Origin of the sequence: Roseovarius atlanticus (genome assembly GCF_001441615.1) — a bacterium.
Lineage (GTDB): Bacteria > Pseudomonadota > Alphaproteobacteria > Rhodobacterales > Rhodobacteraceae > Roseovarius > Roseovarius atlanticus.
The window spans coordinates 135258-149831 of the sequence record NZ_LAXJ01000003.1 but is presented as its reverse complement, the minus strand read 5'-3'; the positions used below and the strand labels follow the sequence as shown (position 1 = coordinate 149831).

The following is a 14574-nucleotide window of genomic DNA, read 5'->3' as shown; positions in this document are numbered from 1 at the left end:
TGAGATTCGTACATGGTCCTCCAACATATCTTGTACGGAGCTTGCCCGCGCAGACGCCCCCCTTTTCCTCTGGCCAGAAATATCCTGGGGGAGGCCCGGGCCTGCCCGGGACGGGGGCAAGCCCCCAATACGTTCAACGCAGCCCGTCCTCGCCCTTCACCTCGTCCACCGTCAACCCGCCCATCCGGTCGTGGATGCGCCCGCCCCGGCTCATCGCCAGCACAAAGAGCAGCTCATCCGCCCGCGGCCCATCTGGCAGGCCCACTTCCATCCCGTCAAAATGGCTGCGCACATAGGCGGCGTTGATATGGCCCAGCGGTACATCGATCCGGGTGCCCGGCCCGCCCTGCTTCATCGAGGACGGCACGATGGCCTTGGCTTCGCCCAGCCGCGCGCGCATCGCATAGCCGCCCGGCACATGCCAGAGCGCGGTATGCTCCAGCTCGCCGGCCTCGCCCGCCATGGCGGCCTTGCCATAGCCGTCGATCCCGTCCAGACCGCCCATCGCCTCGATCAGCCGGTCGGTCATCATCAGCCCCAGCGGCTTCAGGTCGTCCATCGCCGATTGCAAATCCTCGGCATAGGTCCCCGCGAAGGGGTTCTTCACCAACGCCGCCATCGCGGCCCGGCGACGGGGCTTCTCTACCGCAGGCCCGCCATCATGGTGGATCTCCTCGACAAAAAGTGCGGTCTTGCGCAGCGTGAAATCAGGCATGTTCAGGGTCTCTTTCTTCGATCATGAAACTCTCGCCGACGCTCACGCACTGACCCCGCAGGCTCAGGCAGGCGGCATGGACCATACCCCGCGCCACCAACCTGTCCGCATAGACGCGCCCGGCGTCCAGCGCTTCGGCCACTTCGCCGGCGGTCAGCGCACCGACCGTCCGCGTCACCGCGCGCGGCCCAAGGTCGCTGTCCGGCGACAGCTCACAGGCCGGAACGCGGTCAATCGCCGGATGCCCCGGCAGGTCCACGGCGTTGGCAATCATCGTCGCGGCGGCATCTGACATCGCCGCGCCGCTCGCCAGTACTGTCACCGCGTCGGCAATCCCCAGCGAGTGACTCCGCCCGCCCGCGCCCGAGGTCGCCACGCCGCGCACCGGATCGCCATGCTGCAACGTCACATGCCCCGGCACCGGGCTGGCAAGCGCCGCCCGCATGACCTCGCCCGCCCCGATGTGAAAGGCCACATCCCCGCCGTTGTTCACATACGCCTTGCGTATGCCCGGCCCGTCCAGCACCGCGCGCAATATCGTCTCCGCCCCAGCCCCCGCCACGGCAGCCATCGGCGTGATGAACTCCGGCGTAAAGGGCCGCACCGCCTCGACCATGCGCCGCGCCGTCTCTCCTTCGACGGCCCCGGCATAGTGGCTGCGCAGGCGCGGCAACTCCGCCACCAACTCCTCCAGTAGCGTCCCGAACCGCGCCGCCGCTCTCTGAAACGCCGCATCCTGCCCCGCGCCTTCGATGCCCACGATCATGTCGATCGGACCGTGGTGCAGGTGCAGCCGCCGCCCATCCGACAACCAGTTCGCCTGCGCCCCTCGCATCACTCGCCCTCCAGCACGCGGACAGCGCTGCCGTACTCGCCACCATGTTCCAAGATATCCCGCACCGTCCGCACCGCCGCGTCATGCCCACCCAGCGCCCGGTAATCCTCGCGGCTCAGGGTGAACTCCAGCGGCGCCACAAGCGCGGGCGTCGGCACGTGCCCGAACGATCCTTCGGGCATCTTCAGCACGTCCACCATCAACGTGATCCCGCCTCCGGGCCACACGAAGGCCGGCGCCCCGCCACAGGTCACCCGCGTCTTCAACGCCTGCACAGACCGGGTCAGCTTTACCGGGTTCTGCGTCACACCCGACCGCAGCGACCCGCCCGCGCCCGCCTGGAACATCACCGTGCAAAGCGCCGGCTCGCAATTCTCGGCAATCAGGTCCACCGAAGGCCTCAACGCCTCCGGCAACTCCGCCTCACACGGCTGCAAGTCGTCATCCAGCACGTAATACCCGTGATGCTCTCCCGTCGTGCTGACCATCAACAGGGTCAGCCCCGGCCGCGCGCCCTTCTTTTCCAGCCACGGGTTCAATATCGCCAGCGGATCGTCCAGATCGGTGCCGCCCCAGCCCTGTCCCGGCTCGGCCACCTTGAAATATCGCCCCGGAGTCGACCGACGCCCCTTGATCCGGATGCCGGTATCGGGCCAGCCCAGCACCTTTCCCGCCTGGTGTTCGCTGACCACGCCGGTGATGTGGTCGTCCACCACGACCACCTCGTCCACCAGCCCGTGCCACTGGCTGGCAAACATCCCGATAGTGGCCGACCCACAGCCGACGCGCATCCGCTCCTCGCGCTGACCGTTGACAACGGGGGCCTTCCCCGCCTGCACCACCACCGTCGCGCCATCGTCTATCTCCAGCTCTACAGCCTCACGGTTGCACAGCCGCAGCAGCGCATCGCAGGTCGCGCGCCCCTCGGCCTTGTCGCCGCCGGTCAGGTGATCCACCCCGCCCAAGGACAGCATTTGCGAGCCATATTCGGACGTGGTCACATGCCCTACCGCCTCGCCTTGGCTGCGTACGGTGGCGGTCTCGTGGCCAAGATGCCGGTCGGTGTCGATCTTCACCTTCACGCCGCAATAGGAATAGATCGCCTCGGTCACCACGGTGACGAAATCCGCGCCCTCGACCTCGCGGCTGACGATGAACGGCGCAGGCTTGTAATCGGGATAGGTCGTGCCTGCCCCAACGCCGCTGACGAACACCTCCTCGCCGCCCAGAACCTCACCGTCCCATTCAGGCCCAAGGAACGGCTTCACCGCATCGCCCTTGGCAACCCTACGGTCAAGTATGGTCAGCGGATCACAGCGCACGATCCGGCCATCCTCGTTGGCATAGCGATCGCACGCCCCGATCTTGCCCGGCGCGATATAGCACATCACCGGGCAGGCATCGCAGCGGATCTTCTCCTCGCGCTCGCGCTCAGCCATGCCCGGCCTCCCGGATCGCCGCCAGTACGCGATGCGGCAACGCGGGCAGGCGTGTGACCAGCGCCCCGGTCGCATCCCGGATCGCGTTCAATATCGCGGGCGCGGTCGGGATCAACACATGCTCCCCAAGCCCCTTAGCCCCCATCGGACCCTCCGGGTCCGGCACCTCCAGAAAAATCGTCTCGATCTCGGGCATGTCGCCTGTTGTCGGGATCAGGTAATCGTGCAGGTTTTCCGTCCGCCCCGGAATGAATTCCTCCATCAGCGCCAATCCCAGGCCCTGCGCGATCCCGCCCTCGACCTGCCCTTCGGCCAGCTGCGGGTTGATCACCCGGCCCAGATCATGCGCCGCGGTAATCTTGTTCACCTTCACCGTGCCAAGGCCCATATCCACCGACAATTCAACCAACTGTACGCCATAGCCATAGACGGCATAGGGAACACCCTGCCCGTCCTCGTCCAGGGGCTGCGTGGGCGGATCATAGCTTTCCTCGGCGCACAGCACATAGCCATGCGCCTGCTCGGAAAGCACCGCCAGATCAATCACTTGCTCCCGAGCGCCGTCGCTCACACGCAGCACCGCGCCCTCAAGGGTCAGAACCGCCTCCGGCCCCATATTCGTCTGCTTCAGGATCAGCGCCCGCAGCGCCTGAGCGGCCCGCAACGCCGCGCTGCCTGTGACATACGTCTGCCTCGACCCGGACGTTTTCCCGCAATCCGGCGTCAGCGCAGTATCCGCCCCGATGATCTCGAACTGCGCCAGTGGCAGGCCCAGCGCATCTGCCGCGATCTGCGGGATCACCGTGTTCGACCCCTGCCCGATATCCACCGCGCCCTGGTGCAGGCACAACCGTCCGTCGCGCGTCAATCCGATCCGAATGGTCGACGGGTTCGCAATGGCCGTATTCCCGCAGCCATACCAACAGGACGCGATGCCAACCCCATGGCGGACGGTCCCACCGGTGGCATTGGCCGCCTCGGCCCGCTTGAGCGCGTCAGCCCAAGGCCCCTCCAGCGCCTCCACACACGCCTTGATCCCCACGCCATAAAGCGTCTGGCCACAGACCGTCGCCTGCCCGTCGCGCAAGGCGTTCAGCTTGCGAAATTGCAGCCGGTCCATGCCCAGCTTGCCCGCCAGATCGTCGAACAGCGTCTCCTGCATGATCGCCGCCTGCGGCACGCCGAACCCCCGGAACGCGCCCGAGATCGGCTGATAGCTGTAATTCGCCCGCGCCTCGGCGTGATAATTCGGGATAAAGTAGGGCCCTGAGGCGTGGACCGGCACGCGCCCCGCCACGGTCGGCCCCCAGCTTGCATACGCCCCCGTATTGAAATCCCCGTCAAACTCCATCGCGACGATCCGCCCATCGGCATCGGCCCCAAGGGTGCAGCGCATGTCCGACGGATGCCGCTTGGTGGTCGAGGCCATGCTCTCGGCCCGGCTGTAAACCATCCGCGCCGGCTGCCCGGTCTTCAGCGCCACCAGACCGACCAGCGGCTGCAAAGACACGTCCAGCTTCGATCCAAAACCGCCACCCGTCGCCGCCGGAATGATCCGCACGGCCTCTGGCGGCAAGCCCAGAACGGCGGCGGTGTCGTCGCGGTCCATGATCGGCGCCTGCGTGCAGGCCCGGATCACCAGTGTCTTGCCGTCCATCCAGGCGACACCCGCCTCGGGCTCGATATAGGCGTGCTCGACATAGCCTGTCTGCATCGCGCCGCTGACAGTGACGGCGGCACCTTGCATCGCCTGCCGCGCCGCGCCCCGCCGAACCTTGCCGGCGATCAACAGGTTGTCGGGCTTCGCGTCATGCACGGGCCGGTCCGCCGGGTCCTCGCGCCACGTGATCGGAAAGTTCGACAAGTCCAACGCCTCGACCACCGAAGGCTCACCCGCGACCAGCGCCACCGCCTCCCCTGCCAGCCGCGCCCGGTCCTCCGCCAGCGCAGGCTGATCCCGGAATGCCGGGATCACGCCAAAGCGGTTGGTGCCGCCGATATCCAGAGCCGTGAAGACCCACACGCCCCGCGCGGCGGCCCAGTCTTGCAGGTCACCGAAAGCAAAGGATACGGGAGCGTATGTCGCGCGCACCGCCCGCACCAGCAAAGCACCGTCCGGCACGTGGTCCGCGCCATAGGCCTCGGTCCCGTCCACCTTCGCGGCACCATCCAGCCGCGCCACGGCCGCGCCCACGGCCTGCCCGACTTCGGGCATCTCTGCCACGCCGCCGGGGGCCGCATCCAGAACGGCGTCGATGATCTTGGTGTACCCCGTGCACCGGCACAGCACGCCGCCCAACGCCTCCTCGGCCTCCGCCCGGGTTGGCTCGGGCGTCCGGCGCAGGAACGCTTCCGCCGTCATCACCATGCCGGGCGTGCAGATTCCGCATTGCGCCGCCCCGTGCCGCAGAAAGGCCTGTTGCAACGGCGTATGCGCCTGCCCCTCGATGGTCTCGATCCGGCGTCCCTCGGCCTGCCCCAGCGGCGTCAGGCAGGCACAGGCCGGGGCCCCGTCCAGCAGCACGGTGCACGCCCCGCAATCGCCTGCGTCACAGCCCACCTTGGTCCCGCGCAGCCCCAAACCGTCGCGTAGAACTTCCGACACCCGCCGCGCCGGATCGGCGGGCAGCACGTGGCGCTGCCCGTTCACCGTCAGCGTGCAGGTGTCCATCAGTCGGTTCATGGCGACGCCTCTGCACCCACCACATCTGCCACCGCCCTGCGCAACAGTTCCGTCGCCGCGTGGCCGCGATAGTCAGCCGTCGCCCTGATATCGTCCAGTGGCGACAGGGCCGCGCAGACCGCATTGCCGGAAATGGCATCCGCCAGCGTATGGTCTGCCACACAGCCGATCATCGCGGCCTCCACCTCGGCCAGCCGCGTGGCCACCGCGCTACAGGCCCCCACGGCCAGCGCCGCATCGCTGACGCGCCCCTTGTCCACCACCAGCCGCACCGCCACCATGGCGATGGAAATCACCAGGTACCGCCTTGCGCCCAGCTTGAGGAAACGCGACCATCCCTCCAGCGCCGATTGCGGCACGTGAACACCCGTCACCATCTCGCCGGGTGCCAGCGCCGTGCGCCGCGGTCCGATGATGAAGTCCTGCAACGCCAATCGCCGCGCACCCTGCGCCGAGGCCAGCTCCACCTCTGCATCTAGCGCCAGCAGGCACGGCACCCCGTCCGCCGCGGGCGACGCGTTGCAAAGGTTGCCCGAAATCGTTCCCGCGTTCTGGATCTGGCTCGACCCCACCTCCCGCGCCGCTTGTTTCAGCATGTCACAGGCCGGCGGCAGATCCGCTCTCAGGATATCCGTCCATGTCGTCGCCGCCCCGATCCGCAGCCCGTCATCGGTCACTGAGACCCCGCGCAAACCGGCCAGCCCTGTGATATCCACCACCGGCCCCTGCAAGGCCCGCGCACCAGTGGCCGGAAAAAGGTCGGTACACCCCGCCGCCACGCGTCCGCCTGTCTGCGCCAGCAGCGCCAGCGCATCGTCCAGGGTTTCGGGCCGTGTGTATCCGGTCACGCCGCTCTCCGTGTCGGGCTGCGAATATCGTGCGACGCGTCCTTTCGTCCTGTCAACTCACACGCCCACATAGCGATCCACGATTGAATGATCCTGCCGCAGCGCCTCCGCGCTAAGGACTTCGCCGTTGCGCCCGTTCTCGATAAACGCCACCCGGTCCGCGACTGACAGAACCGCGTCCACCCGCTGTTCCACCAACAGGATCGCCACGCCCTGTTTGCGCATCTTCACGATGACCCGCCGGATCGCCTCGATCATCGAGGGTTGCAGCCCCTCGGTCGGCTCGTCGAGCAGTAGCGCCTTGGGCTGAATGCACAACGCCCGCGCCGTGGCCAGCATCTGCTGCTCCCCGCCAGACAGGGTTTGCGCGGGCTGATCCATCCGCTCCCGCAACCGGGGAAAGAGGTCCAGCACCTCCTCCAGCACATCCTTGCCCGCGCCGCGCACCTGCAAGCCGATCTCCAGGTTCTGCGCCACGCTGAGGCCCGCGAACAGCCGCCGCCCCTGCGGGATGTACCCGATCCCGGCGCGCGGCACCTCGTGCGGGGGCAGGCTGCCGATATCCTGCCCGTCCAGCGTGATCCGCCCCGACATCAGCGGCAACAGGCCCATGATCGTCTGCATCGTGGTCGTCTTGCCCGCGCCATTGCGGCCCAGCAGGCACAGGATCTCGCCCGCCTCGACCCGCAGCGACAGGTCGCGCAGCACCTGCGCCGCGCCATACCCCGAATTGACCCCGTGCAGTTCCAGCATCAACCCGTCCCCAGATAGGCCGCCTGCACATCGGCATTCTCGTGGATCTGCTGCGGCGTGCCCTCGGCCAGCATCTCGCCGAAATTCAGCACGCTCACCGTGTCGGCGGTCTCCATCACCACTTTCATGTTGTGTTCGATCAGCAGGATCGTCGTTTCTCCTGCCAACGCGCGGATCAACGCCTTGAACGCCTCGATCTCGCCCTCCGACAGGCCCTGCGTCGGCTCGTCGAGGATCAGCAGGCGCGGCGCCTGCACCAGACCCATCGCGATCTCCAACAGGCGCTGATGCCCATAACTCAGGTTCCCGGCGTCCTCGTCCGCCTGCGCTTTCAGCCCGACACGTCCCAACGCCTCCGCCGCGGCGGCCTCCACCGCGCGGCCCTGCAACCGCCGCCGCGCGGCCAGCGCCACGTTCTCCTGCACCGGCAGACGCGGAAAGATCGAGGTGATCTGGAACGTATAGGCCATACCCTTCAGGATGCGCTTGTGCGCGGGCAACCGCGTGATGTCCTCGCCGTCGAACGTCACCGTCCCGGATGTCGGCGCGATCCGCCCGCAGATCATCCCCACCAAAGTCGTTTTGCCTGCCCCGTTGGGCCCAATCAGCGCCCGCACCTCGCCTTGCGGCAGGTCGAAATCCACGCCGCTCACCGCCTGCAGCCCATCAAAGGATTTCGAAAGCCCCCGCACCTTCAGCAGCATCACGGCAACCCTTTCCACAGCCGCCGCCGCACTTCCCCGGTCAGGCCCTGTGGCGCGAAGAGCGTCAGCAGCACCAGCGCCACGCCCGCGATCAGCATATAGGCCGAGGTGACGCCGGAACTGAGGTCAATCAGGTAGAACATGAAGAGCGTGCCCACGAACGGCCCCAGCACCGTGCCAGCCCCGCCCAACAGAACCCACAAAAGCGGAAAGATCGAATACTGAACCGACCCGAACGTCGCCCCGGCATAGCCGAAAAGCAGTCCATAAAAGGCCCCCGCCGCCGCCGAGATCGTCCCCGACACCACCATCGCCCCCAGCTTGTGCGCATAGGTGTCGTAGCCCAGCATCCGCACTCGTTCCTCATTCTCGCGAATGGCGATCAGCGTCCGCCCGAACCGGCTCTGCACCAACCACAACGACAGCAGAAAGCAGACCGAGAACAGCCCCCACGCCGCGAAATACCGCGCCGTCGGATCACTCAGGTCGATCCCCCACAGCACCCTTTGCGCCTGCTGGATCACGAACCCCTCATCGCCGCGCGTGTATTCCCCGAAATAGAGGATCGTCAGGTAGCCCGCCTGCGCGAACATCAGCGTCACGATCATGAACGCCACGCCGGAGGTCCTGAGCGCCAACAGCGCCAGCCCCCCGGCCACCAGCGCCCCCGCCAAGATCCCCGCGATCAACGCAGGCGCAGGCGTGAACCCCGCGTGCTGGATCGTCAGCCCCATGCCGTACATACCGGCAGCAAAGAACAGGGCGTGCCCCAGACTCAAAAGCCCCGTGTAGCCAAACAGAATGTTGTACCCCACCGCATAAGAGGCCAGCACCATGATCCGCGCAATATTCCCGTGGTGATACGCCGGCAGCACGAACTGCAACGCAAACAACACCACCAGCAGACCCAAGTGCAGCCCCAAAACGCGCCCGCCCATGCTCATGCCGTCCGCGTCCCGAACAGCCCCTGCGGCCGGAACACCAGGACCAGCCCTACCAGCAGCGTCGCCAGGATCTTGGCCAACGTCGGCGAGAAGAAGACCGAGATAATCCCGTCGCTCAACCCGATGAACAGCGCCGCCAGAACCGTGCCCGGCAAGCTCCCTAGCCCGCCGATGATCACCACGATGAAGGCCAGCAACAATGGCTCCACCCCCATCAGGTAATGCGCCTGCTGAATGGGCACGATCAGAACCGCCCCCAGCGCCGCCAGCCCCGCACCGATCCCGAAGACCAGCGCATAGACCCGCTCGACCGGGATGCCGAAGGCCAGCGCCATGTCCCGATCCGCCTGCGTCGCCCGCATCAACAACCCGATCCGCGTCCGCGCCATCATCGCCCAGACGCCGCACAGCACCGCGCCCGCGGCAAAGATCACGAACAGCTTGTAGGACGTGATGCTCCACCCCCAGGGCTGCGCCATGCCGAACAGTGTCTCGAACCAGTCGAACCAAGGCAACTCGATCCGCCCACTGAAAGGTGCCTCCACGGGCCGCGCCTCGGGGCCATAGGTCATCAACGTCAACTGCTGGATAATGTACAAAAGGCCAATCGTCGCCACGATCGTCCGCTCGGGATCATACTCAATACGCTTTAGTATGGTCACATCCGCCGCGGCCGCGAGCGCCCCCACGACCAGCGGCGCGATCACCAGTGCTGCGACAAACCCCAGCGCCGGATGCCCGCCCAACATCTGCGCCACGTACCAGGCAATCACCGCGCCCAGCATGTAGAACTCGCCATGCGCGATGTTCACAACCCGCATCACGCCAAAAACAAGGCTCAGGCCAACGGCAGTCAACGCCAGCACCGCCGCCGTCACCGCGCCTTCCAGCGTGGCGAGGATCAGATGAGGTCCGAACTCCATCAGGTCAGGTCACACGCCCCCGCCCGCCGCAATCGTCACAGCGGCTGCGTGGTGTAATCCACCTCGTCGGGATACATCGTGTCCTCGATCGACGTCGTATGCACCCGCACCAGCCGCCCATTCTCGACCCGGCTGATATGCTGATGCCCGAACACCTGGTGCGTCTTGCCGTTGAACCGCTTGGCCCCCTGCGGATGCGCCTGGCTTTCGGGCATGTCGCCCATCGCCTCGACCGCCTCGATCAGCTTGGCGCGGTCCAGCGGCCCGGCATAGCCCGACGCCTCCATACCGGCCTTGATGACATGCAGCGTCTCCCAGCAGCCGAACATATGCGCATAGGTCGACACGTCGCTCGGGTCGCTGACCGACGCGCCGGTCTCGTCCACGCCCACCGCCTCGCGATAGAACTTTTCGTGCTCGCTCTGGTCGTCCTGTGCGTAACGCGGCATCCCTTCCCAGAAATACGTGCCTTCCAGGAATTCCAAGCCCGGGCTGGAAATATCCACCGCCTCCAGGCTGTCGATAAAACCAAAGATCTCCGGCCCCTGATCGCCAAAGAACTCGCCCAGCTCCTTCACGAAGGTCAGAACCGCAGGCCCCACCATCACGTGATACAACACCTCGGTATCGCGCGGGATCTGCGGGAAATACTTGGTAAAGCTCGTCTCGCTCGGCGGGATCGCGATCTGCGCCAGCACCTCGCCGCCCTGTTCGGCAATCGCGGCGCTAAAGAAATCCCGGTGATCGTGACCGAATGCAAAATCGGGAAAGATCATCGTGACCTTTTTCCCGAGGTTCTCCGACACGTAAGGCGCCATCGCCTGCACCTGGCTTTTCACGTCGGTGATGCCCGGTTGCAGGGTATAGCGGTTCAGCATCCCGCTCGCCACGTGATGCCCTTCCGAGACCACGAAATAGGGCAGCTTCAACTCCCCGGCGCGCGGCGCGGACCCGATAACCACATGCGAAAACAGCGTGCCGAACCCCACGTCACAGCCATGCTGGTTGGCGAATTTCTCCACCACCTCGGCGCCGCGCTTGGGGTCGGTGCCGTCATCCTCGGCGATGATCTCGACCATCCGGCCATTGATGCCGCCGCCCTCGTTGATCAGCTTCACCGCCGCCTCGGTGGTGCGCCCGTACCAGCGGCCATAGGCGGCCCCGATACCGGTGCTGTGCTGCTGAAACCCGATCTTGATCGGCTCTGAACTCTGCGCCTGCGCATACCGCGCCCAAAGCGGCAGGCTCGCCGCCCCCGCTGCGGCCCCGGCCAGTGTCTTAAGCGCGCCCCGGCGCGACGTGCCCTTGATCAGCTTGGTCATCGCGAACTCTCCCCGTCCTTTGAAATGACTTTGGCACGATCCTGCGAAGCGCGCCCCGGTTTGTCCAGTGTTTTGACCGGACTGGCCTCAACCGCGCGGCGAGGCCAGCAGCCACAGCCCGAAAAACGTGTAGCACACCATGAACACCGCCAGCGGCGCCTGCCCCAGCACGGCGCGCCGCCGGTCGGCCCCGTCCCGCATGGCCAGCGCGTGCGCCATCAATATCGCCACCACATGCCCCACCACCACCGCGCCGGCCTGGCTCAGCCAGATCCGCCGCACCGTGTCCTGCGTGTTGAAGAACCCCGTGGTCACATAAAACCCGTCGAGGCCCAGCAAGTGGGCCCCGCTCGACAACGGATCATCCAGCATCAGCACCACGTATTGCCCTTCGACCAGAAACGCCGACAGGTAATGCGCCACGTGGTAGCCCAGCGCGATCGGCAGAATCGACGGCGCAAACAGGCACACCGACGCCCGCAGGCTCCGCCCCGTCCCGGCAATCCGCTCGCCCAGCCATAGGCAGGCCGCAAACACCGCCAGCAGCCCAAGGTTGGCCACCACCAATCCAATAAGGTTCGGCATAACAACCGCCGACCGGCCCGGAAACTCCAGCGGATTGACCCCGATCACCCCCAGCCACCAGAAGGTCTCGTGCAGCCCGTCGAAACTGCCCGTCCCCAGCAGGAACACCATCAGCACCGCCAGCGCCAGCGGCGGCGCCCGCCGCACAACGCCCTGCCACCCCCATAGGCCAACCGCCAGCCGCCCGCGCGCCCGGGCAAACAGCCCCATGCGCCCATAGGCTCGCATCACCACCGTCACCATCTCGCCCCGCAACAGGAACGCAGGTCCAAAGAGCAGCACACCGAACAGCACCGCGTACCAGTAAATCCCCACAACGCTCGCCAGCCGCGCCGGATCGGCCGGCGCCGGGTCGCACAAAAGGAACGCCGCAAAGGCCACGAACAAAGCCACAGCCGGCCAGTACCCCCACCCGCGCGGATAGCGCATCAATCGCCGCATCCCCGTCCACCGCGCCAACACCGCAACCACCCCCGTCCACGGATTCGTCCACCGCCAGTGATTGCCGAACAGCCCCTGCAGGCTCACCAGGGCAACCCACCACACCGTCCAGACCAGCAGCGGCATCGGGTTCTCCATCGGCGTGCGCGGCCCGGCGAACCCCTGCCACACCGCAAAGGCCAGCACCCCCGTCGCCAACAGGCTGGTCCCATGCCGCACAGCCCAGCGCGGCCGCCGCAGCAGCGGCGTCGGCGAAAACACCGCCTCCCCCGCACGCGCCGGCAACACCGCCAGCAACAGCACCGTCAGAACGACACTCGCCACCCCCGCCGCGATATAGACATCCGTCGGCAAAAGCAGCACGAAACTCTGTTCCGACGCATGCGCCCACGCCATCCCGCCCCAGAACAGAGCAAGGCAGACCGGCAGAGCCCGCATCACGATCTCTTCTTCTGGCCGAAAATATCCCGGGGAGAGCGTTGAAACGCAGTTTCAACGTGAGGGGCTGGCCCCTCTTCCCAATAAACCTGCGTGGCGCAGCCACTCATTCGGGTCACCCCGGGTCGCGGATCAGGCTCTGACACATGCAATGCACGCCGCCACCCCCTTGGGTGATCATACTCAGGTCCGGGTCATAGATGGTGAACCCCAACGCCTTCAGCTTCTCTTTCAGCGTCTTCGAGCCTTCCGGCAGCAGCACCCGGTCCTGCCCCAGCGCCACCACGTTACAGCCCAGCGCGATGGTCTCCTGGAACGGCACCTCGACGATCTCGATCTTCTTCGAGCGCAGCCAGTCGACGATCTCGGGATCGGTGCAATCGGTGCAGACCGCAGCCAGCTTCGGCGCCAGCATCACCACCATCAGGTCGATATGCACGTAGAACGGGTCGATATCCGCGAGCTTCACTTCCCAGCCCTCGGCCTCCATCCACGACGCCACCTGGCGGGCGCCCTGCTCCATGGTCCGGCCTTCCTCGCCTTCCCAGCCGATCAAAACGCAGCCCGGCTCGATCACGTTGAAATCGCCGCCCTCGAAGGTGCCCGCAGTGACGAAATCGTAAATCGGAATGCCCAAGGACTGATACGTCTCGATCGCCCGGAAATTCTCGCCCCGGCGCCAGTATTGCGACATATGCGTGATGATCGCGCCATAGGGCGTCATCACCGAACTGTCCCGCGCATAGACTTGGTAGGGCAGCTCGGGGTCCGGCACATGCGTATGCACCTCGACACCCGCGCTTTCATAGGCGCTGACCATCTCGGCATGCTGCTTTTTGGCTATATCAGGGTCGAATTCCACGCCCCGCCGCAGCGTCTTCTTGCTCACCGAGGATGTTTTCAGCCACCGGTAATTCTCGACCGGCCCCAACAGGACCGACCGCAACGTGCCGTAATCGCTATCCGCCCCCCAGTCGTTCAGCCTGGGCGTGCCGCCGCCCTCGCGCCGCGCGCGCAGGGTAAAATTGTCAGCCGGTTGATCTTTCATGTCCGCTCTCCTTTGCGCGAAAGGCTGAGCCGATGCCGCGCCCAAGTCAAGCGCGACCGCACCGGCACCGCCGTCGCGCACGGTCATTGCGCAAAACAGAGCCGTCGCGAGCACGAAACCTCAAGGCCTGTACCGCTCCGCCAGGTCCTCCGTATCCCCGATCGAGGCCAGCTTGACCTCGCGGATCAGCTTCAGCGTTGGCTTCAGGCAAAAGAACACCGACCCCACGATGAACAGCCAGACCGCCACGGTTTCCGTCGCTTTCCACAGAAACAGGATCGACCCGATCAGGAACGAGAACGCCGCGACGAAATCCGCCAGCGTGTGCAACAGCTCGAATATCGCGTATAGCCGCCGCGTCTCGGCACTGACATGGCGCTTGTCCTTGAACATCTGCATGGCATTCTCCCGAGGTCTGTCGAAAGTCGCACCCTAGAAAGCCCACGTCGCCCCAATTGGCAAGCAATTGACCCTAATCCTGCGGAAACGGCACCACGCCATCGGCCGCCAGCCGATTGAAAAAGCCCAGAACCTCGTCCTCGGTCGCCTGCTCCACCGCCCCCGCGCGCACTGCCTCGCGGCTCCAGATCCAGGATTGCGCCGGGTCGTCCCGCATCGCCCAGGCCGGAAATAATCGTGTCTTGATGCTGCGCGTCAAAAGATTGCGCGGCTCGATATGCCGGTCGTCACGCTTGATCCGCGCATAGCACGCCTCGACCGCGTCCTTCGGCCCTTCCAGCAATTGCAGGTACAGATCCGCCCGACAGATCAGCGCCCCGGTGATGTCATCGCGTTTATTGCACCGCCGCGCATCCAGCAGGATACCGGCCAGCATCGCGTCGTCATATCCGAAAGGGCGAGAGGCATAGATCAACTGCGTGAGCGCCATGGCAGGG

14 protein-coding genes are annotated in these 14574 nt (G+C 66.0%); all 14 read right to left on the bottom strand.

Features of this window, described 5'->3' with window-relative positions; genetic code table 11:
* Positions 1-133: 133 nt before the first annotated feature.
* The 14 genes from XM53_RS04165 to XM53_RS04100 all read right to left on the bottom strand — a co-directional run bounded on the left by XM53_RS04165 (position 134) and on the right by XM53_RS04100 (position 14567).
* Positions 134-715, bottom strand: coding sequence for an amino acid synthesis family protein (locus XM53_RS04165; protein ID WP_057790596.1), 582 nt, complete (start codon positions 713-715; stop codon positions 134-136).
* Positions 708-1550 carry a UPF0280 family protein gene (locus XM53_RS04160; protein ID WP_057790594.1) on the bottom strand — a complete coding sequence of 281 codons (843 nt, stop codon included), beginning with the start codon at positions 1548-1550 and terminating at the stop codon, positions 708-710. Before XM53_RS04160 ends, XM53_RS04165 begins: the two co-directional genes overlap by 8 nt.
* A complete protein-coding gene (locus tag XM53_RS04155; RefSeq protein WP_057790592.1) occupies positions 1550-2989 on the bottom strand; it encodes a hypothetical protein in 1440 nt (479 codons plus the stop codon). Before XM53_RS04155 ends, XM53_RS04160 begins: the two co-directional genes overlap by 1 nt.
* On the bottom strand, positions 2982-5672 hold the full coding sequence (locus tag XM53_RS04150; protein ID WP_201455380.1) for a molybdopterin-dependent oxidoreductase: 2691 nt from the start codon (positions 5670-5672) through the stop codon (positions 2982-2984). Before XM53_RS04150 ends, XM53_RS04155 begins: the two co-directional genes overlap by 8 nt.
* Positions 5669-6520 carry an FAD binding domain-containing protein gene (locus tag XM53_RS04145; protein ID WP_057790589.1) on the bottom strand — a complete coding sequence of 284 codons (852 nt, stop codon included), beginning with the start codon at positions 6518-6520 and terminating at the stop codon, positions 5669-5671. The genes XM53_RS04150 and XM53_RS04145 overlap by 4 nt, the downstream gene beginning before the upstream one ends.
* A 57-nt stretch (positions 6521-6577) precedes the next feature.
* Positions 6578-7273, bottom strand: a complete 696-nt coding sequence (locus XM53_RS04140; protein WP_057790587.1) for an ABC transporter ATP-binding protein — start codon at positions 7271-7273, stop codon at positions 6578-6580.
* Positions 7273-7980 (bottom strand): ABC transporter ATP-binding protein, encoded by a 708-nt coding sequence (locus XM53_RS04135; RefSeq protein ID WP_201455379.1) that lies wholly within the window; start codon positions 7978-7980, stop codon positions 7273-7275. The genes XM53_RS04140 and XM53_RS04135 overlap by 1 nt, the downstream gene beginning before the upstream one ends.
* Positions 7977-8921 (bottom strand): branched-chain amino acid ABC transporter permease, encoded by a 945-nt coding sequence (locus tag XM53_RS04130; RefSeq protein WP_057790582.1) that lies wholly within the window; start codon positions 8919-8921, stop codon positions 7977-7979. Before XM53_RS04130 ends, XM53_RS04135 begins: the two co-directional genes overlap by 4 nt.
* Complete coding sequence (locus tag XM53_RS04125; protein ID WP_057790580.1) at positions 8918-9844, bottom strand: branched-chain amino acid ABC transporter permease; 927 nt, start codon at positions 9842-9844, stop codon at positions 8918-8920. The genes XM53_RS04130 and XM53_RS04125 overlap by 4 nt, the downstream gene beginning before the upstream one ends.
* 35 nt (positions 9845-9879) lie before the next feature.
* Positions 9880-11166: an ABC transporter substrate-binding protein gene (locus XM53_RS04120; RefSeq protein ID WP_057790578.1), complete on the bottom strand. Its 1287-nt coding sequence runs from the start codon at positions 11164-11166 to the stop codon at positions 9880-9882.
* An 87-nt stretch (positions 11167-11253) separates the two neighbouring features.
* Positions 11254-12630: a hypothetical protein gene (locus XM53_RS04115; RefSeq protein ID WP_057790576.1), complete on the bottom strand. Its 1377-nt coding sequence runs from the start codon at positions 12628-12630 to the stop codon at positions 11254-11256.
* Positions 12631-12745: 115 nt separating this feature from the next.
* On the bottom strand, positions 12746-13678 hold the full coding sequence (locus XM53_RS04110; protein ID WP_057790574.1) for a dimethylarginine dimethylaminohydrolase family protein: 933 nt from the start codon (positions 13676-13678) through the stop codon (positions 12746-12748).
* A 120-nt stretch (positions 13679-13798) separates the two neighbouring features.
* Entirely contained in the window at positions 13799-14077 is a 279-nt protein-coding gene (locus XM53_RS04105; RefSeq protein ID WP_057790572.1) for a YrhK family protein, read from the bottom strand.
* 73 nt (positions 14078-14150) lie between these two features.
* Positions 14151-14567: a BLUF domain-containing protein gene (locus XM53_RS04100; protein WP_057790569.1), complete on the bottom strand. Its 417-nt coding sequence runs from the start codon at positions 14565-14567 to the stop codon at positions 14151-14153.
* Positions 14568-14574 lie beyond the last annotated feature (7 nt).